Genomic DNA, 19,453 nt, shown 5'->3' on the forward strand with positions numbered 1-19,453 from the left:
AACCTATCAGGCTGACTCCGCCAGAGCAATATCCTCGCGCGTCTCAATGCGTTCCTTCCCGTGATAAATACGGGCATGCTGCAGACCGACAAACAGGCGCTCTCCCCGGTGCGGCGGGACGTCGTCGCGCATGACCACGGTCAGCGGCTCGGTATACCAGCCCAGCGGTTGTACCACCAATTGCGTGTAGTGACCTTTAGGGCTAGCTTCCAGCACCTGCACAGGCAGCGGTGAATCGAGGCTGGTTCGGCGGCTGACGTCAACTTCCCATGGACGCAGGAACAGATCGACCGGCCCCTGATGCGCGGAGGTATAGCCCAGCGGCCAGCGGTGCGCGCCCACGTGGAATTGTCCGCCGCGAATAGTGCCCTGCAGACGGTTCACCTCGCCCATAAATTCCAGCACAAAGCGGGTCGCCGGTTCGCGCCAGAGCTGCTCCGGCTCGTCAACCTGCTCAATGTTCCCCTGACTCATCACTACCACGCGGTCGGCAACTTCCATCGCCTCTTCCTGATCGTGGGTGACGAAGACGCTGGTGAACTTCAGCTCTTCATGAAGCTGACGCAGCCAGCGACGCAGCTCTTTACGCACCTGGGCGTCCAGCGCGCCGAAGGGTTCATCCAACAGCAGTATCTGCGGTTCAACCGCCAGCGCACGTGCCAGCGCCACACGCTGTTTCTGCCCGCCGGAGAGCTGCGCCGGAAAACGGTCCGCCAGGTGAGCCAGCTGTACCATCTCCAGCAGTTTGGTCACTTTCGCTTTGATGGCCGCCGCATTTGGGCGCTCGCGGCGCGGCAGTACGGTCAGGCCAAACGCAATATTGTCGAACACGGTCATATGGCGGAACAGCGCGTAATGCTGGAATACAAAGCCAACCTTACGATCGCGGGCATGCAGACGGCTTACGTCGGTGCCGTGAAAGCGGATGTGCCCGCTGGTCTGATGCTCAAGCCCGGCGATAATACGCAGCAGCGTGGTTTTACCGGAACCAGACGGCCCGAGCAGCGCCACCATTTGTCCGGAAGGGATATCCAGCGAGATATCATTCAGCACCTGGGTGCGACCAAAGGACTTCTTAATATTGGCAATCTCAATGCTCATGATTTCCCTCCTGATGCTGACGTTTTTCCTGATTTTCTAAACGCCACTGCACCACACTCTTCAAAAACAGGGTCAAAATAGCCATCAGCGTCAGCAACGCGGCGGCAGTAAACGAACCGATGGTGTTGTAGTCCTGCTGCAGCAGCTCAATCTGTAGCGGCAGCGACAGGGTTTCACCGCGAATAGAGCCGGAGACGACGGAAACGGCACCGAACTCGCCAATCGCGCGGGCGTTGGTCAGCACCACGCCGTAAAGCAGTGCCCAGCGGATATTCGGCAGCGTCACGCGGCGAAACATCTGCCAGCCTGACGCGCCCAGCAGCACCGCCGCTTCGTCTTCGTTGCTCCCCTGGCTTAACATCACCGGCACCAGCTCGCGCACCACAAACGGGCAGGTCACAAAGACCGTCACCAGCACCATGCCCGGCCAGGCAAACATAATCTGCAAGTTGTGCTCATCCAGCCAGCCGCCCAGCGGCCCGTTGGAGCCATAAAAGAGCAGATAAACCAGGCCCGCTACCACTGGCGACACGGCAAAAGGAATATCCAGCAGGGTCAGCAGCAGCTGACGTCCAGGGAAGTTAAAGCGCGTCACCAGCCACGCCAGCAGCGTGCCGAACACCAGGTTCACCGGCACGGTGATCAATGCAATCAGCACGGTCAGCCAGATGGCGTGCAGCATATCCGGGTTCGCCAGGTTTTCCAGCGCGGGCATCAGCCCCTTGCTGAAGGCCTGAACGAAGATATATACCGTCGGCACGACGAGAATAAACGCGGAAACCAGCACACCTGCACCGATCAGAAACCATTTACCCCAGTTGATGCGGGGCGCATCGTATCGCTTCAATTGCGTAACTTCCGCCATCAGTGACCTACCACACGTCGACCAAAGCGACTTTGCAGAGTGTTAATCGAGTACAGCAGCAGCAGCGAGGCCGCGAGGATCACCGAAGCAATCGCGCTCGCTGCCGGGTAATCAAACTCCTGCAAACGGATAAAAATCATCAGCGAGGTCACTTCCGTTTTCCACGCAATGTTGCCGGCGATAAAAATCACCGCGCCAAACTCACCGAGGCTGCGGGTAAAGGACAGCGCAACGCCCGCCATCAGCGCCGGTGAGAGCTCCGGCAGCACCACCTTGCGAAAGCTCTGCCAGCGCGTGGCGCCAAGGGTTTCCGCCGCTTCTTCATATTCCGGACCCAACTCTTCCAGCACCGGCTGCACGGTACGCACCACAAAAGGGATGCTGGTAAAGGCCATGGCCACCGCGATACCGAGCCAGGTATAGGTGACTTTAATATCAAATTTCGCTAGCCACTCGCCGTACAACCCGTTCACAGAGAAGAGCGAGGCGAGGGTTAAGCCGGCAACGGCCGTCGGCAGCGCAAACGGCAAATCCATCAGCGCATCAAGCAGCGTGCGGCCCGGGAAGCGGTAGCGGGTTAATATCCACGCCATCAGCAGGCCGAACACGCCGTTAAAAATGGAGGCGACAAACGCCGACAGCAGCGTCACTTTATAGGCCGCCACCACCTGCGGGTTGGTCACTACGTCCCAGTACTGCGCCCAGCTCATCTGGGCAAGCTGCATCACCAGCGCGCTGAGCGGCAACAACAGGATCAGGCAGACGAACAGCAGGCTGGTCCCGAGGCTTAAGGTAAAGCCCGGCAGCACGCGTTTAGTCGATACTGCAAACATTACTTACGCCCCGCCGCCAGCAGTTTGTCCAGCTCACCGCCGCTGGCAAAATGGGTTTTCATCACATCAGGCCAGGAGCCAAATTTATCTTCCACGCGGAACAGTTCGGTCTGCGGGAATTTATCTTGCAGCTTGTTCATCACGTCCGGGTTATTCACGCGGTAGTAGTAATCGGTGATGATGGTCTGCGCCTGCGGGCTGTACAGGTAGTTGAGATAGGCTTTTGCCGCTTTCTCGGTACCGTTGGCCTGGACGTTTTTATCCACCCACGCCACCGGGAACTCGGCCAGGATGTTGGTTTTCGGGATAACCACCTCAAAGCCCTGCGCTTCATACTGTTTGCGGATGTTATTCACTTCCGATTCGAAGCTGATCAGCACATCGCCCAGACCGCGCTCGGCGAAGGTCGTGGTAGCCCCGCGACCGCCCGTATCAAACACTTCGACGTTTTTCAGGAACCGGGTCATGAACTGCTCGGTTTTCGCTTTATCGCCGCCGTCAGCTTTGTCCGCCGCGCCCCACGCCGCTAAATAAGTGTAACGCGCGTTGCCGGAGGTTTTTGGGTTCGGGAAAATCAGCTTCACGTCGGAACGCACTAAGTCATTCCAGTCGTGGATATTCTTCGGGTTGCCTTTACGCACCAGAAAGCCCATGGTGGAGTAGAACGGCGAGCTGTTATTCGGCAGACGGCTTTGCCAGTCTGCGGGGATCAGCTTGCCTTTGTCGTGCAGAATCTGGACATCGGTAACCTGATTGTAGGTCACCACGTCGGCCTTCAGCCCTTGCAGAATCGCCAGCGCCTGTTTTGATGACCCGGCATGAGATTGTTTAATCGTCAGCTTATCGCCGCCGTTATCTTTCGCCCACTGCTGTTCGAACTGCGGGTTAAGGGCGGCAAACAGCTCGCGGGAAACATCGTAGGAACTGTTCAGCAATTCCGTCGCCTGCGCCTGCGCGACCAGCAGCACAGAAGCAGCCAGCGCCAGATATCCTTTTTTTAGTGATTTAACGGCCATTGCGCACCCTTATCAATATGATGATTTTCTGCTGATCATCATATTTATAACGGCTATGAAAGGAGTAACGGTTTTATATACCGTTTGGCGATTTGGAAGTCGAAAAGAGAATAAGGGAATGGCAAAGCTTATCTGAATCACGCATGCAGAACCGGAAAACGTTCGACGCCTGCTGGCCGCGCCGAACGGTCCCCTCTCCCTTCGGGGAGAGGGTCAGGAGAAGATCTTACAGCGCCAGCAGTCTATCCAGCGAAGGCGCGAAGTAGTATCCGCCGGTCACCGGTTTGGTAAAACGCAGCATCGCGTCGCGCTTACCGTCGGTATCGCCGAACATGCTCAGCAGCTGCTGTTCAATATTGTGCAGACGCGCGCAGTAGGCGCAAAAGTAGAGGCCGTGGGTCCCGCTGGCGGTACCGTACGGCAGGCTCTGACGCACAATCTTCAGCCCTTTACCTTCTTCTTTCAGATCCACGCGGCTCAGGTGAGAGGTATCCGGACGATCGTCGCCGTCAATCTCTTCGTTGGCTTCTTTGGTACGGCCGATCATCATCTCCTGATCGGGAACGCTCATGCGATTAAGCTGCTTGAGGTTGTGCTCCCAGCGCTGCACAAATACGTAGCTGCCGCCCGCATCGACGCCATCCTGAATCACCGCCACTTCACGGCGAGTCTCTTCCCCCGCCGGGTTTTCAGTACCGTCGACAAAGCCGCTCAGATCGCGCTCTTCAATCCAGCGAAAGCCGTGAATCTCTTCTTTGACATCAATCGCTGCGCCAAAAGCGGACAGGGCCGCCTGAGCGACAGAAAAATTCAGCTCATGCTGCGCGGACAGAATGTGGATTAGCACATCATACTGGGTGGCCGGGGCCAGACCTTTGCCATAGGACGGGAAGTCTTTTAGCTCTTCAGCCCCGACGCCACCGCTTAGCTGACGCCAGACGTTATGACCAAAAGCGACCACCGCCCCCAGCTTCGCTTCCGGGTATTTCGCCTGAAAGGTGGCTAACTTATCGGCAAACACCTTGCTGGCTTCGCGCAGGGCGTCAACATCGCCTTTGACATTTGCTTCAATCCAAATCGCCGCACGGCAATGTTCCGGCAAAATGCCGCTCTGAACCTGAGACATCGCTCCTCCTGAAATAGTACAACCACAACGCTGTGGCTTTTTAAGGCGCTATTGTACCCGCTTTTTCAGGACCTCGAATCACTTCAGATCAAATTAGCGACGCCAGATAATCTTGCTCACCTTCCAGTTTTTCAGCGTGTCGTCGGAGGGCATTAGCTCTTCAGGGCCGCTCCAGTTGCCGGTGAAGGCATAGCTGATATGCTGGCTACCCTCGGCCTTGCACTCCACCACGGCACCGTTATCGTTGTTGCCTTTCTGGCAGTTACCAAACGCTTTGCTGTAGATATCGCTGAACGGGGTACCGATTTTCACGCCGCTGGCGGCTTTAATATTGCTATCGCGCACGTCGATGCGGCTAATAGTCCCGCTCTCGCCGTTGATGGTCAGCGCGACCTTGTCATCTTTTAACGCTTCGAAATAGCGCACAATATTGCCGTTAGCCGTTTTCATGCCGCTGCGCAGGCGGTAGCTGCTGCCGAGCGCGTCGCCGATCGCCTGCTCGCTCAGCGCCGTTGACGCCGTCAGGTTGCCTACGCCCTGTTCGCTCACCTCCATAGAGGAACCAAACCAGTTCCACGGATAAGCCGCCGACCAGTTCACCGAGCTCATCGTTGAGCAGCCGGTTAAAGCCAGCGGTAGTGCGCAGAGAAGTAAACGTAGCGATTTCATGACTGAGTGTCCTTTCTGATGTATTCAACGCAAGTTGGAGTGCGCGATCGGCAAAAAGTGCCGTTAAACCTGTTCTTCGCGAAAACAGGCTTTCAGCCGACGACTGCTTAACAGCCACCAGAGCGCGTAAAGATCCGCCGCCAGCAGGCCGATGGTCACCGCCGAAGGCGACTCGCCGCTCATCCACAACAGCGGTTGCCAGACCAACAGCAAGAGCTGGGAAAGCACCAGCAGCCAGCGCATCATGGGCCAGAGCCGGGGGAAGCGCTGACGATGCCCGCTAATGATAAACGCCAGCACCGCCGGAATACCGGGGAGCAATCCCAGCCAAAAATTATCGTGGTCCGGATAAAACAGATTCAGCAGCGCGTCGCCCTGCTGGCGTGACGCGCCGGCCATCAGAAATAGCACCCACGTCCGCGCCTGAAGCAGCAGCACGCACCAAAAGAGAAACGGCAAACGCAGGCGGCCGTGGGTATCGAAATCGGCGGGGATAAACTCAGTATTCTTCATCTTCAATTAAGCGCTTGCCGAGGCACAGCACGTCTGAATGCTCATAGCCAAGGCGTTCGTACATTCCCTGCACCACGTCATTATCTTCGCGAACCATAATATTTATTTTCGGACAGCCGCGGGCGATCAGCTTTTTCTCCAGCCGATTAAGCAGCGCATTAGCAATACCGCGACCGCGATATTCAGGATGCACGCCAAGATAATAGGCAGACCCGCGATGCCCGTCATAACCGCCCATCACCGTGCCAACCACTTCACCGTTAACTTCGGCGACCAGAAACAGGCTGGCATCGTGGTTCAGCTTACGTTCAATATCCATTTCCGGATCGTTCCATGGGCGAAGGAGATCGCAACGCTCCCACAGGGTGATGACCTCTTCGAAATCTTGCTGGCGAAAAACGCGTATCTCCATGGTATTCCCCACCATTGACGGTTAAAAACAGAGATTATGGCGTGATTGTGCCCGATAGCCAATATCAGGCGCAATGAGCCGCAAAAAATGGCATACTATGACTTTGTCATGTATTGAAATGAAAAGTAAAACAATTCTTATTTTGAATGGTCGTATCAGAAAAGACGATACGATATAACATCGATTACCACTTGTTTGCAATTCAGGCCGAATGAGCACTTTTAAACCATTAAAAATACTTGCTTCGCGCCGCCAGGTGCTGAAAGCCGGGCTGGCAGCAATCACGCTTTCAGGGATCGCCTCACAGGCCAGCGCGAAAGAACAACAGCCATTGAAAACATCCAATGGGCACAGCACACCCGCAGCGAAGAAAAAAGGCGCCAAACGCGTCGTGATGCTCGACCCGGGCCATGGCGGTATTGATACCGGCGCTATCGGCCATAACGGTTCAAAAGAGAAGCACGTCGTGCTGGCGATCGCTAAAAACGTGCGCAGCATTCTGCGCAGCAACGGCATCGATGCGCGCCTGACGCGCAGCGGCGATACCTTTATTCCGCTCTATGACCGGGTGGAGATCGCCCACCAGCACGGCGCCGATCTTTTTATGTCAATTCACGCCGATGGTTTCACCAACCCGAGCGCGGCCGGCGCCTCCGTTTTCGCCCTTTCCAACCGCGGCGCCAGTAGCGCCATGGCAAAGTATCTCTCGGACCGTGAAAACCGGGCGGATGAAGTGGCCGGCAAGAAAACGACGGATAAAGACCACCTATTGCAGCAAGTGCTGTTCGACCTGGTACAAACTGATACCATCAAAAACAGCCTGACGCTCGGTTCGCATATCCTGAAAAAGATCAAGCCGGTGCACAAGCTGCACAGCCGCAATACCGAGCAGGCGGCGTTTGTGGTGCTGAAATCGCCGTCGATTCCGTCGGTACTGGTAGAAACCTCGTTTATTACCAATCCGAACGAAGAAAAACTGCTCGGCACCACCGCGTTCCGGCAGAAAATCGCCACGGCGATTGCCAACGGCATCATCAGCTATTTCCACTGGTTCGATAACCAGAAAGCCCACTCGAAGAGACGTTAATGAGACCCGATGCGCACCAGGTAAAAGCTTTCCTTCTCCAGCTCCAGGATGCTATCTGCCAAAAGCTCAGCGCCGTTGACGGCAGCGAATTCATCGAAGATAGCTGGCAGCGGGAAGGCGGCGGCGGCGGACGCAGCCGGGTGCTGCGCGATGGCGGTATCTTTGAGCAGGCTGGCGTTAACTTTTCGCACGTGCACGGCGAGGCGATGCCGGCCTCCGCAACCGCGCACCGCCCTGAGCTGGCGGGCCGCAGCTTTGAAGCGATGGGCGTCTCGCTGGTCGTGCACCCGCGCAGCCCCTATATCCCTACCAGCCACGCCAACGTGCGCTTCTTTATCGCGGAAAAACCGGGCGCCGAGCCGGTATGGTGGTTCGGCGGCGGCTTCGATTTAACCCCCTACTACGGCTTTGAAGAAGATGCCGTTCACTGGCATCGCACCGCCCGCGACCTGTGCCAGCCCTTCGGCGAAGAGGTTTATCCGCGCTATAAAAAATGGTGCGACGACTACTTCTTCCTCAAGCATCGTAACGAGCAGCGCGGCATCGGCGGCCTGTTTTTCGATGATTTGAATACCCCGAACTTTGACCATTGTTTCGACTTTATGCAGGCGGTGGGCAATGGCTTCACCGATGCCTATCTGCCCATTGTCGAGCGGCGTAAAGAGAGGGTCTGGGGCGAGCGCGAGCGCGCTTTTCAGCTCTACCGCCGCGGGCGCTACGTGGAGTTCAACCTGGTGTGGGATCGCGGTACCCTGTTCGGCCTGCAAACCGGCGGCCGCACCGAATCCATTCTGATGTCGATGCCGCCGCTGGTGCGCTGGGAATACGACTACCAGCCGGAAGCTGGCAGCCCGGAAGCGGCGCTGAGCGCGTTTATTCAGGTACGCGATTGGGTTTAACGTTGCCAGATGGTGCGGTTCGCAGGCCAGATACGGCGCCGTTTTGCCTGATGGCGCTACGCTTATCAGGCCTGCGATGACGGCGCGAATCGCCATCCGCTAAATAGATCGTCATCACGCCCACTGCCGCATCCGCTGATGCAGCGTCAGCGACGGTTTCTCGGCGAACAGCTGCTGATAATCGGTGGCGAACTGGCCCAGGTGCCAGAATCCCCACTGCATCGCTGCATCCTTAACCGTCGTGCTCTGCGACCACGGGCTAATCAGCTCCCGGCGCACCGCGTTTAAACGAATGCGCTTCAGCCAGGCGTTCGGCCCGATCCCCAGAATGGCGTGAAAGGCGTTTTGCAGCGTACGGCGGCTGACGTGCAGCTGCTGACATAAATCGAGAACCGTCAGCGGCTCCGACATATTCTCCAGCACGTACTCCCGCGCCCGGGAAAGCAGACGCCGATAGCTCTGGTGGCTAATGCTCTCGGCGGTAATCATCGGCTGCGCCTCCTCCAGCATCGCCCCCATCGCCAGCAAGAGATTATCGCCCAACACCTTACGCACCGCGGGCTGATGAAGGTTCTCCGGATTCTCGCTAAACGTCGCCAGCGCCTGCTGCACAAAGCCCCACAGCGCCACCTTGTGTTCCTCTTTGACCTCCAGCGCCGACTGGTTACGCAGCATATGCAGCACCCGCTCCGGGTGATGCAGGAAGCTGGCCTGGCGGGAAATGACATCCTCCGAGATCACTACGCCCAGAATGGTGTAATCATCCGGCGTGCTGAGCTCAAACTCGGTGCCGCCGGGTCGGGTGGCGATTTCGGCGCTGCCGAGGCACTGTGAGCCAATAAACCCCTGCTCGCCGCGGGTTGCCGGAATACCGAACCAGAAGGAGTTCGGCCACACCAGGCAGGACTGACGCAGCGCCAGGCCGGTATATTCGCGAAAGACCTGAATATCATCGAGCAAGATTTCGGTAAATTCACCGTGAAATTTCCCCGGATGCAGCTGATCGTAAATCTGCTGCCAGGCAGTAATCGTCAGGGCATGTTCATAGACATCGGTGGTCCGCCGCTGATGGACGTTGTCCACCTCGACCATCGGCGTCAGTTTAACGTCTTCGGGTAATGCTTCATGATAAAGATGGTGCAGGTTGGCCGGTTTTTTCTTTTTCATGATCTGATAAACCGGGAGCGCTTTCGCGTTCCCGGCACCTCCGACTGGTTAATTTTTTAAGCGATAGCGACTACTGCGTTTACGCAACGCTCCGGTAGAAAAGAGCTGCTCCAGCGCCTTCCTGGCCTCTTCAAGCGACCAGCCGAAATGGGCGGCCACCTCCCCTGCCGTCATTCCCTGACGCGTCGAAGAGAGCAGCGTCAGCAAAGGTTCTGAGGATTCCACGACCACCGGCGGCTCCGGCGTGTGCGGCAGCCGTTGAAAACCGGCGATCAGCCGCTGGGTATCCTCTTCCGGGCGTCCAATCTCCCGACGGCTGATAACGCGCCCCGTACGCTGCGCCGCAGCGCTGCCGGCATCCAGCGCCGCCCGGCACGCCGCCAGGTCGCCTTCCACCACCAGCGTCAGCCTGCCGGGGTCAAGAACCTCATGGCTGAGCAGCCGCACGTTGGCCGCCTTCAGCATCGCATCCGCCGCGTCAACGGCGGCCACCATGCCGTCCACTTCCAGTAATCCCAGGGCGTTGATCATCGCTTCCCCCTTACGCGCGCTGGATTGGATGACGGGCAATATCCAGAACGGCATCGGTAAAGGCGTTACAGGCGGCTTTACAGGCGGCCTGGCTTCCCGTCAAAAAGGCGGCGGAATAGTTGGTTTCCGACGGCGGCGGCACGTAGGTCACCAGCTGCACGTCGGCCGATTTCATTGCCGCATCGATACCGAAGGTCGCCTCCAGCGGCGGCGCCACCAGATAAGCGATAGGATCGCCCAGCGCAATGCCGGAGGTAGACGAGAGATAAGAGCCGGTACGCGACACCACGTGCGCCAGAAACGCCGTATCTTCGGCATCGTTGGCCCACTGGAACGCGGCCCCAGTTTCGATATGCGCCACCATCGCATCCAGACCGGCGCGCACTTCCGCCGGGTTCGGGCCGCCCAGCATAATCAGCACTTCACCTGCGGTTGGCGAAGGGCCGTGGGCCGCGCCGGCGTAAAGAGAACGACCGTAGACCACTTCCACCATCGCCTGTTTTGTCGCTTCGTCAGCGGCAATATAAGTCACATCATCCGAATCCGCCGTGATGAGTCCGAGGCTACGTATATGCGGCGGTAATTTAAGTTCGCGGGCAAAGCCGTCATTCACTGAGGCAATCACGCGCATGGCCGTCACCGAAGGGCGAATTAAATCTAATGCAGGCATGATGCCTCCTTACCGAGTCATGTTGATGCCGGAAGCCTTCTGCTCCAGCATGCGTTTGGCCAAATCGACAATCACCGCCGCGGCTTCTACCGGGGGCGTGCCGCCCTGGTGAATATTGGAAATACAGGTCCTGTCCGCTTCGACGGTGGTCGCCACGCGCGGCGAATACACGGCGTAACAGGAGAGGCTTTCTGACTGCCCCAGCCCCGGACGTTCGCCTACCAGCAGGATGACCACCTTCGCGCCGAGAATTTCGCCAATCTGATCTTCAATTTTGACCCGCCCGTAGCGGACGAAGAACGGCGTACCGACCTTCAGTCCGGCCTGCTTCAGGCCCGACAGCAGCGGCGGCAGGATCTCTTCATAGTTGACGGTAATCGCGTCGGTAGAGAGGCCATCGGATACCACCACCTGAACGTCAGGATTCGCCACGCACTGCGCCTTCAGCGCGTCAATCGCCTCCGGACTCAGCCGACGGCCCATATCCGGGCGCGTCAGGTAGAGGTTTTTGTCGCTAATTTCGGAGCGCACCTCCAGCAATCCCTGGGTTTTCACCCACTCCTCAGGTACCTCTTTCAGCACCGTATCCTTGGAGCGCGAATGGTCGGCGAGGAAGCGCAGCAGCGCGAGGGTACGCGGACGCGGACCGGCGCGGCCGGTACACACGCGCGCCGCGGTGCTGCGCTTCAGTTCGGCCAGCACTTCCGCACGATGCGGCTGCTGCACGCCAATCCAGCCTTTCGCCTCTGGCGAACCTAAATCCAGCGCGCAGCTCTCCGCCGCGACCTCGCACCGGCTGGCGCATTTCGTCACCGTCGCCTCAGGCGCTGCAGCTGCCGTCTGCGGTTGTCCCATTGACGCCATCACGCTACGTACAATTTCTTCAATCTGCTTTTGATCCATCATGTGTCATCCCCGCGTCATCAAAAGAACAGTGACGGATCGCCCGCCCGTTGGGTCAGACGACCGTTTGCCATAATGCCCATGGTTTCCAGCCAGCGTTCGAACTCCGGCGACGGCCGTAGATTCAGCAGCTGACGGACGGTAGCGGTATCGTGAAACGCGGTGGTCTGATAGTTGAGCATGATGTCGTCGCCGAGCGGCATGCCCATGATGTAGTTGCAGCCGGCGGTGGCGAGCAGAATCATCAGGTTTTCATTGAGGTTCTGGTCGGCGTCGGCATGGTTGGTGTAGCAGCAGTCGCAGCCCATCGAGATGCCGCTCAGCTTGCCCATAAAGTGATCTTCGAGACCGGCGCGAATAATCTGCCGATCGTTATAGAGGTACTCCGGCCCGATAAAGCCCACCACGGTATTGACGAGGAACGGATCGTAGTGCCGCGCCAGGCCATAGTTGCGCGCCTCCATCGTCACCTGGTCGGCGCCGAAGTTCGCGCCGGCCGACAGCGCCGAGCCCTGCCCGGTTTCAAAGTAGAGGCAGTTCTCTCCGGCGATACGGTTAAACTCGGCGCCGACCGCCCGCGCTTCATCGAGCATCGCCAGCTCCACGCCGAACTCTTTTAGCCCCTTTTCGCTGCCGCAGATGCTCTGGAAAATAAGCCCTCCCGGCGCGCCGCGGCGGATCGCTTCAATCTGGGTGGTGACGTGCGCCAGCACGCAGCCCTGAGTCGGGATATTAAACTTGTCGATAACGCCGTAGACGGTATCGAGGACGCGGGTCAGGTTCTCCACGTCATCGGTTACCGGGTTAACGCCGATCACCGCATCGCCCGCGCCGAAAGAAAGTCCCTCGTAGATTTGCGCGGCAATGCTCTGCACGTCATCGCGGGTATCGTTCGGCTGCAGGCGGCAGCTAAAGGTGCCCGGCAGGCCGATGGTGGTGTTGGCTTTTTTAATCACCGGCATTTTCTTCGCGCCGTAGATCAGGTCGGCGTTGGAGCAGACCTTCGCCACCGCCGCCACCACTTCTGAGGTCAGCCCTTTGCGCACAAACGCGATGTCATCGCTGGTGACCTCATCGTTGAGCACATATTCGCGCAGGTCGCTGATGGTCCAGTTTTTAATCCGCTGATAGGCGGTTTCGTTGACGTCATCCTGAATCAGACGCGTCACGCAGTCCTCTTCATAAGGAATCACCGGATTGTTACGAATATCGGCGACCGTCATATCGGAAAGCACCTGCTTCGCCGCCACGCGCTGCTGCGAACTTTCCGCCGCCACCCCCGCCAGCACATCCCCCGAACGCAGTTCGTTGGCTTTAGCCAGCACCTCTTTTACATCCTTAAACTGATAAACATTGCCGAACAATGTGGTCTTTAGTTTCATAAGTCGTTCCCTCAGGAAGGAAATGCGAGTGATTTCACCGTCACCGGCACAACCGATCCGCCAAAAAGAGGCGTACCAATGTCGATATAGTCCCCCGCCCTTACGCTCACCTCATCGATGACCGCCAGCGGAAGTTGTTGCAGCTGCGGGCGCAGTAGCATGCCCAGCGCTTTGCCAAAGTCCTGCTCGGCCACCACCAGCAGGGGATGCGGGTTGGGAAAGCGCGCGACAAAAGCCAGTAGCGCGTCAATCACCACCAGCAGGGCGGCGTAGCGCACCGGCAACGAAGCAGGAAGCGCCAGCACGTAAGCATCCGATCCCGGATCCAGATCGAGCTGCATCAGCGCCTGCTGCCAGGCGCTCAGCAGATCGGCTTCATCAAGCGGGATCGCCACCGGCAGATTGCGCAGCGGGAGCTGAACCCCCTCCAGCCAAATGGTGCTGCCGGAAAGCGAGAGCGTATGCGCGCCGGCGCCAATCACCGTGGCGCGTACGGTTTGCGCCGGGAACTGCACGTTCATCTCCTGCAGCCGCGGATGTTCATGCAGCGCCGTGGCCAACAGTGGCCCAATATCAGAAAAACAGAACGGATCCGCGGGCTGGTTGCGATAGCACTCGCCCACTCCGCCGGAAAGGGTAATCACCTCGGGTAGCGCGCCTGCGGGCAGCAGGCCGGTTTGCATCAGCCGTTGCGCCAGCGGAGAGAGCGTGCCGTCGATAACTTCGACGATCAGCTCCGCCATCCGGCGCGCCACCTGCGCCAGCTGCCCGGCGGTCAGCGCCAGCGCGCGAGTGCCGGGACCAAAAACCGCATCGACAATTATCTGTCCCGGCTGATGCGCATGGACCACGTGCCCCTGAGCGTCGGTTTCCAGCAGGCGGCCGCCAACGTTGAGGCAGGCGGTACCGCTGACTTTGCCGGCATCAAACAGGGCATAGTTCGCGGTGCCGCCGCCGATATCGATATTGAGTACCCGACACAGGCGCTGTTCGGACAGGGTCTGCGCGCCGGCGCCGTGACCAGCAATGACCGACTCCAGATGCGGCCCGGCGCTCGCCACCACGAAATCGCCGAGCGACTGCGAGAGCGATATCACCGCCGGGCGGGCGTTACGGGTTTTCGCGCTTTCGCCGGTAATAATGATCGCCCCGGAGTCCACCGATTCGGGGGCAACCCCGGCGGCCTGATACTGCGCCAGAATCAGCGCCTTGAGTTCGGCCTCCTTCAGACCGCCCTGCTTATCAACCGGGGTAAAGAAGACCGGGCTTTGCCAGCTAATTTCGCGTTTGATGAATTCGTAGCGCGGCACCTGCGACACCGCCGCACGGTTAACCAGCTCAAGGCGGGAGAAGATCACCTGAGTGGTGGTAGTGCCGATATCAATACCAACGCTCAGCAGCTGGCGAGTTTTCACGATTGCGCCTCCGCTTCGGTTTTCGCTGCCGCCGGTGCGTTTTCATCCTTCGGCACCAGCAGCATCGCTACGCCAATGGCGGTGACGCCGCCGATCAGCTTGCCGACGATCATCGGGAAGATCATGGCGTTCATGTTGGCGGCGGCGAAGCCTAAGTGGTCGCCCAGCGCGAAAGCGGCGGAGACGGAGAACGCGCAGTTGATGACTTTGCCGCGGGTATCCATCTGCTTCATCATGCCGAACATCGGGATGTTGTTGGCCAGCGTCGCCACCATGCCGCCGGCGGCCATATTGTTGATTTTCAGCAGATTACCGACGCGCATCAGCGGCTTTTCAAACCAGCGGGTCAGCAGCAGCACCATTGGATAAGCGCCGAGCAGCACGCAGGAGATCGAGCCAATGACTTCAATGGCGCGCATCACCTCGCCGGGCTGGTCGCCGGGAGCCATAAAGATCGGGTCGAGCCCCGGGATCAGATCCCAGCCAAGCAGGAACTTGATGACCGCCGCTGCCAGGCCGATGGTGATCAGCGCCACCAGAAATTTGGCGAAGATCTGGAAACCGTTGATCATTTTTTCCGGAATAAACTTCAGCCCCAGCGCCACCAGCACCGCGACGATAAGCACCGGGATCATATTCATCAGGATCAGCGCAAAGGTGAACTCTACCGGCTGACCGTTAATCTCCACGCCGGAGTACATGGCCACCAGGCCGCCGGCAATGCAGCCGATCGGAATCGTGACGATCCCGGCCAGCACGCCCAGCGCCAGATAGCGGCGGTCAGAGGGCTCGATGATGCCGAGCGCGACCGGAATGGAGAACACCAGCGTCGGCCCCATCATCGCCCCGAGGATCAGGCCGGAATAGAGCCATGCCGCCACGTCGCCGCCCGCCAGCTCTTTGGCGAGGAAGAAGCCGCCCATATCGCAGGCCAGCAGCGTTCCGGCGAACATCGACGGGTTGGCGCCGAGCATTTCATACAGCGGAATTATCACCGGCCCGAGCAGGTGCGCCAGTACCGGCGCCAGCGCGGTCATCCCGACCATCGCCAGGCCCAGCGCCCCCATCGCCATAAACCCCTCTTCAAACTGGCCGCCGGATCCTTCGATGCTTTTGCCAAACTTGCCGAGAAAGCGCGCCGAGCCGCCAAACTGCGACAGGATCCTGTCCACGGCGGCAATCAGCATAAAGAACATCATGATGTACATGATGATTTCGTTAATTCCCATAGCCTTTACTCCCTGTCATTTATGATTTGTAGATACTGTGAACGCCGGGGCATTAACCGCGCTCCGGGGACTTTCCCGGGTCGCGGCATGAACGCCTTACCCGGGCTACGGAATAGCAGACGGCTGCGATCCTGTAGCCCGGCTAAGCGCAGCGCGAGCCGGGACAGCCACACGCTTCCGGGAAAATGGCCGCATCAGTGCGCCGCCGCGTACAGATCGATAATCTGCTCCCGGGTGGCGGTGCGTGGATTGGTGCACAGACAAATGTCCTCCTGCGCCGCCTGCGCCCATGCGCTGAAATGTTCTGGCTTCGCCCCGGCGTCAGAGAGTCGTTTGCTCAGGCCGACTTCGGCGATCAGCGCCTCTACGGCGGCGATAGCCTCGTGGTCGTCGGTTTTTTTAGCGGTCAGCGCCCGGCCGATCTGGCTGAAACGCTCGCGGCATACCATGCGGTTAAACCGCATTACCGTCGGCAGCAGCATGGCGTTGGCCTGCCCGTGTGGAATATGCAGCGCCGCGCCGGGCTGATGCGCCATCGCATGACATAAGCCCAGACCGGCGCTGGAAAAAGCCATTCCCGCCATGCAAGAAGCCAGCAGCATGCTTTCGCGGGCGGCGAGGTCGTGACCGTAGCCCACGGCCTTCGGCAGCGCCTGGCCGATCATCGCTATCGCGCCAAGCGCCAGGCTATCGGTGAAAGGCGTCGCGTTGAGCGCGCTGTACGCCTCAACGGCGTGGGTCAGCGCGTCAATCCCGGTCATCGCCGTCACCGGCGGCGGAACGCCTTCGGTGAGGGCGGCGTCAAGAATCGCCACGTCCGGCATGAGCGAGGCGTGGGCCAGCACCTGCTTGCGCCCGCTGACCGCATCGATAATCACCGTCACGTTGGTGGTTTCCGAGCCGGTTCCGGCGGTGGTCGGCACCGCAATGAGCGGCAGACGCGGGCGCAGTACGCTGCTTTCCGTCATCGCGCTAAGCGTCTGCTCCGGGTTGGTGGCCAACAGCGCGACCGCTTTCGCCGCGTCAAGCACCGAACCGCCGCCAAAGGCCACCACGCCGTCGCACTTCGATTCGCACAGCTGCGCCACCGCCGCGCAGACGTCGGTAATGCACGGCTCTCCCGGCGGACAGGGCCAGACGGTCATCGCCACGCCCTTCATCGCCAGGCTGCGCGCAAGCCCGGCGGTCATTCCCGCCTGATGCAGGAAGCTGTCGACCATCACAAACAGATGGTTTACGCCTCGCGCTTGCGCTTCCTGACCGCAGGCGCTCAGCGCGCCGAGGCCGCACAGCGTCACCGGCGGCACGCTGAAGGTTTTCACCCGCTGCAGATTCAGGGTATCGAATGCCTGAAAGAGCGCCGTCTGCAGTTCAGCTTGCATAGATTCCCTCCGCTTTCTCTCTCCCGCTGCTGGCTATCGCCAGCGGGGTCATAAACAGGCTGTGCTGCGGTAAATGCACCCGTAATTCCGGGAAGCGCTTGCGAAACAGCGCGTCAACGCCCGGCTGCATACAGGAGCCGCCCGCCAGCCATAAATCAGCAATGCCCTGACCTTCGATATGGTGAGCAACAATCTCGGCCATCTTTTCGTATACCGGCTTCACCACCGGCCAGATCTCCTGGGCGTTACTGCGCTTGTACTGCTCCGCCTCTTCCAGCGGCATGCGGCGGTTACCGGCGAGGGTCAGGGAGATATGGTGGCCGCCGGTCGCTTCATCGGCGGAGTACGTCACCTCGCCCCGTTTGACGATAGCGATCCCGGTAGTACCGCCGCCGATATCCACCACGCCCGCGTTGTCGAGCTGTAGCAGATCCGCCACTGCGGTCGGTTCATCCAGCACGTGGCTAACTTCCAGCCCGGCAGATTCGAGTACGTTGATCGAAATACGCGGGTCGGTGCCCGGCGGAAACGAGGTCGCAGCATGGCTGAAGCGACAGCCAAGCTGCTGTTCGAGCGTATCGAGATGGCGGCGCACGATGGTGACGGCGCCGAAGAAATCCCAGACGATGCCGTCACGCACGACGTCAGCCCAGTCCAGACACACCGCCACCGGCTGCCCTTCGCTGTCGACAACCATCGACACCACGTCGCAGGTGCCTAAATCCGCGCCCAGCCACAGCGGTGATTCACTGGCGGCAGGCGTCTGATTACACAGGGCGGCCGCTTTTTGCAGTCTGGGGGTGAGCCAACGTTGTTCGTCGTGTGCCATGAGTCATCCCTTATACAATTCGGAAGGCATCCACCAGCACGCAGCGCCGCAGGCGAACGAAGGTGCGCGCACTGGTCACCCCCTCCCCGGTTGGCGTGGTGATGGTCATGGTGGTCCAGCCCTCTCCGCCCAGCCCGAGCCCGGCGATGCACGGCCCGTTTTTAACGAAAATGCTGGTATCAATGGCGTTCGCCATCTGATTCATGTTGTCGATATTGCGCGAGTGCATCGCCGCCGTATGGTGGCAGCCGCCCTCCAGCTGCACCGCCAGCGCAATAGCGTCATCGACGCTGGCCACCCGTACGACAGGGAGCACCGGCATCATCAGTTCCGTCACGGCAAATGGATGGCTGGCCGGGGTTTCCACAAACAACAGGCGCGTCTGCGGCGGCACGTTCAGGCCGATGGCGGCGGCGATCTTGCTCGCGTCACGTCCCACCCAGTCACGGCTGACCGTACCTTTGCCGCGCTCATCGATATTCTTCAGCAGCACCGGCTGAAGCTGCTCGGCCTGGGCCGCGCTGAGCTTCACCCCCTGCTGGCCTTCCATCAGGCGCATTAGCTCGTCGGCGACGCTATCGACCACAATCAGCACCTTTTCGTCGGCGCAGATGATGTTGTTATCAAACGAGGCGCCTTTGACGATGGACTGCGCGGCGCGCGCCAGGTCGGCCGTTTCGTCGACCACTACCGGCGGGTTACCGGCGCCGGCGGCAATCAGACGTTTATTGGTATGCTTGCGCGCGGACTCCACCACCGCTTCACCGCCGGTGACCACCAGCAGGCCAATACCGGGGTACTTAAACAGCCGCTGGGCCGTTTCGATGTCCGGGTTCGCCACGGTGACCAGCAGATTGGCCGGACCGCCCGCGGCAATCACCGCCTGGTTGAGCAGCATAATCGCCCGCTGGGAAACCCTTTTCGCCGCCGGATGCGGGGCGAACACCACGCTATTGCCCGCGGCAATCAGGCTGATGGCGTTATTAATTACCGTCGCCGCCGGGTTGGTGGAGGGGGTGACCGAGGCCACCACGCCCCAGGGCGCGTTTTCAATCAGCGTCAGGCCGTTATCGCCGGTGAGCACCTGCGGAGAGAGGCACTCCACGCCCGGCGTGCCGCGCGCCTGGGCCACGTTTTTGGCAAATTTATCTTCAACGCGACCCATGCCGGTTTCGCTGACGGCAAGCTCCGCTAATTCTCTGGCATGTTTTTCGCCCGCCTCACGGATGGCGTGAATCGCCAGCTGGCGCATCGCCACGCTTTTCAGCCCCTGCTGGGCCACCTTTGCCGCCGCGACGGCGTCATCCAGGGAGGCAAAGACGCCCATCTCATGAACGGCGTCGTCCGGCTGGCTGCTGGCCGTCATTTTCAGCAGTACCGCTTTCACCACCTGTTCAATATCCTGTTGATTCATGATGTTCAGT

The 19,453-nt window shown here is 59.5% G+C and carries 20 protein-coding genes; 2 read left to right on the forward strand and 18 right to left on the reverse strand.

Annotated elements, in window-relative coordinates; translation table 11 throughout:
- Positions 1-6: 6 nt before the first annotated feature.
- The 8 genes from cysA to HMPREF1144_RS29500 form a co-directional block, all read right to left on the reverse strand.
- On the reverse strand, positions 7-1,101 hold the full coding sequence (gene cysA / locus HMPREF1144_RS29465; RefSeq protein WP_004853015.1) for a sulfate/thiosulfate ABC transporter ATP-binding protein CysA: 1,095 nt from the start codon (positions 1,099-1,101) through the stop codon (positions 7-9).
- On the reverse strand, positions 1,091-1,966 hold the full coding sequence (gene cysW / locus HMPREF1144_RS29470) for a sulfate/thiosulfate ABC transporter permease CysW (protein ID WP_004853017.1): 876 nt from the start codon (positions 1,964-1,966) through the stop codon (positions 1,091-1,093). Before cysW ends, cysA begins: the two co-directional genes overlap by 11 nt.
- Entirely contained in the window at positions 1,966-2,799 is an 834-nt protein-coding gene (gene cysT / locus HMPREF1144_RS29475) for a sulfate/thiosulfate ABC transporter permease CysT (RefSeq protein WP_004123378.1), read from the reverse strand. The genes cysW and cysT overlap by 1 nt, the downstream gene beginning before the upstream one ends.
- Positions 2,799-3,815, reverse strand: coding sequence for a thiosulfate/sulfate ABC transporter substrate-binding protein CysP (gene cysP, locus HMPREF1144_RS29480; protein WP_004853021.1), 1,017 nt, complete (start codon positions 3,813-3,815; stop codon positions 2,799-2,801). The genes cysT and cysP overlap by 1 nt, the downstream gene beginning before the upstream one ends.
- Before the next feature lie 226 nt (positions 3,816-4,041).
- Entirely contained in the window at positions 4,042-4,941 is a 900-nt protein-coding gene (locus HMPREF1144_RS29485; RefSeq protein ID WP_009654897.1) for a Dyp-type peroxidase, read from the reverse strand.
- Between the two features lie 93 nt (positions 4,942-5,034).
- Positions 5,035-5,610, reverse strand: a complete 576-nt coding sequence (locus HMPREF1144_RS29490; RefSeq protein WP_004853028.1) for an RpoE-regulated lipoprotein — start codon at positions 5,608-5,610, stop codon at positions 5,035-5,037.
- A 63-nt stretch (positions 5,611-5,673) separates the two neighbouring features.
- On the reverse strand, positions 5,674-6,123 hold the full coding sequence (locus HMPREF1144_RS29495) for a DUF2919 domain-containing protein (RefSeq protein ID WP_004853030.1): 450 nt from the start codon (positions 6,121-6,123) through the stop codon (positions 5,674-5,676).
- Positions 6,110-6,535, reverse strand: coding sequence for a GNAT family acetyltransferase (locus tag HMPREF1144_RS29500; protein ID WP_004853033.1), 426 nt, complete (start codon positions 6,533-6,535; stop codon positions 6,110-6,112). The genes HMPREF1144_RS29495 and HMPREF1144_RS29500 overlap by 14 nt, the downstream gene beginning before the upstream one ends.
- A 211-nt stretch (positions 6,536-6,746) precedes the next feature.
- Between HMPREF1144_RS29500 and amiA the strand changes: the two genes are divergently transcribed.
- Positions 6,747-7,622 (forward strand): N-acetylmuramoyl-L-alanine amidase AmiA, encoded by an 876-nt coding sequence (gene amiA, locus HMPREF1144_RS29505; protein ID WP_004853035.1) that lies wholly within the window; start codon positions 6,747-6,749, stop codon positions 7,620-7,622.
- A complete protein-coding gene (gene hemF, locus HMPREF1144_RS29510; protein WP_004853037.1) occupies positions 7,622-8,521 on the forward strand; it encodes an oxygen-dependent coproporphyrinogen oxidase in 900 nt (299 codons plus the stop codon). The genes amiA and hemF overlap by 1 nt, the downstream gene beginning before the upstream one ends.
- 114 nt (positions 8,522-8,635) lie before the next feature.
- Here hemF and eutR read toward each other — a convergent pair whose 3' ends face one another.
- The 10 genes from eutR to HMPREF1144_RS29560 all read right to left on the reverse strand — a co-directional run bounded on the left by eutR (position 8,636) and on the right by HMPREF1144_RS29560 (position 19,443).
- Positions 8,636-9,688 (reverse strand): HTH-type transcriptional regulator EutR, encoded by a 1,053-nt coding sequence (gene eutR, locus HMPREF1144_RS29515; protein WP_004853038.1) that lies wholly within the window; start codon positions 9,686-9,688, stop codon positions 8,636-8,638.
- Positions 9,689-9,736: 48 nt separating this feature from the next.
- Positions 9,737-10,219, reverse strand: a complete 483-nt coding sequence (gene eutK, locus HMPREF1144_RS29520) for an ethanolamine utilization microcompartment protein EutK (protein WP_004853040.1) — start codon at positions 10,217-10,219, stop codon at positions 9,737-9,739.
- Positions 10,220-10,229: 10 nt separating this feature from the next.
- A complete protein-coding gene (gene eutL, locus HMPREF1144_RS29525; protein ID WP_004853042.1) occupies positions 10,230-10,889 on the reverse strand; it encodes an ethanolamine utilization microcompartment protein EutL in 660 nt (219 codons plus the stop codon).
- A gap of 9 nt (positions 10,890-10,898) precedes the next feature.
- Complete coding sequence (gene eutC, locus HMPREF1144_RS29530; protein WP_032693169.1) at positions 10,899-11,792, reverse strand: ethanolamine ammonia-lyase subunit EutC; 894 nt, start codon at positions 11,790-11,792, stop codon at positions 10,899-10,901.
- A gap of 20 nt (positions 11,793-11,812) precedes the next feature.
- Positions 11,813-13,174 (reverse strand): ethanolamine ammonia-lyase subunit alpha, encoded by a 1,362-nt coding sequence (gene eutB / locus HMPREF1144_RS29535; RefSeq protein ID WP_004104373.1) that lies wholly within the window; start codon positions 13,172-13,174, stop codon positions 11,813-11,815.
- 11 nt (positions 13,175-13,185) lie between these two features.
- Entirely contained in the window at positions 13,186-14,589 is a 1,404-nt protein-coding gene (gene eutA / locus HMPREF1144_RS29540) for an ethanolamine ammonia-lyase reactivating factor EutA (protein WP_009654874.1), read from the reverse strand.
- Complete coding sequence (eutH, locus tag HMPREF1144_RS29545) at positions 14,586-15,818, reverse strand: ethanolamine utilization protein EutH (RefSeq protein WP_004853049.1); 1,233 nt, start codon at positions 15,816-15,818, stop codon at positions 14,586-14,588. The genes eutA and eutH overlap by 4 nt, the downstream gene beginning before the upstream one ends.
- Before the next feature lie 194 nt (positions 15,819-16,012).
- A complete protein-coding gene (gene eutG / locus HMPREF1144_RS29550) occupies positions 16,013-17,200 on the reverse strand; it encodes an ethanolamine utilization ethanol dehydrogenase EutG (protein WP_009654903.1) in 1,188 nt (395 codons plus the stop codon).
- Positions 17,190-18,029, reverse strand: a complete 840-nt coding sequence (gene eutJ / locus HMPREF1144_RS29555) for an ethanolamine utilization protein EutJ (protein ID WP_009654904.1) — start codon at positions 18,027-18,029, stop codon at positions 17,190-17,192. Before eutJ ends, eutG begins: the two co-directional genes overlap by 11 nt.
- A 10-nt stretch (positions 18,030-18,039) precedes the next feature.
- Positions 18,040-19,443 carry an aldehyde dehydrogenase family protein gene (locus HMPREF1144_RS29560; protein WP_009654869.1) on the reverse strand — a complete coding sequence of 468 codons (1,404 nt, stop codon included), beginning with the start codon at positions 19,441-19,443 and terminating at the stop codon, positions 18,040-18,042.
- Between the last annotated feature and the right edge of the window lie 10 nt (positions 19,444-19,453).

Origin of the sequence: Klebsiella sp. OBRC7 (assembly GCF_000293135.1) — a bacterium.
In the GTDB taxonomy this organism is placed as follows: domain Bacteria; phylum Pseudomonadota; class Gammaproteobacteria; order Enterobacterales; family Enterobacteriaceae; genus Klebsiella; species Klebsiella michiganensis.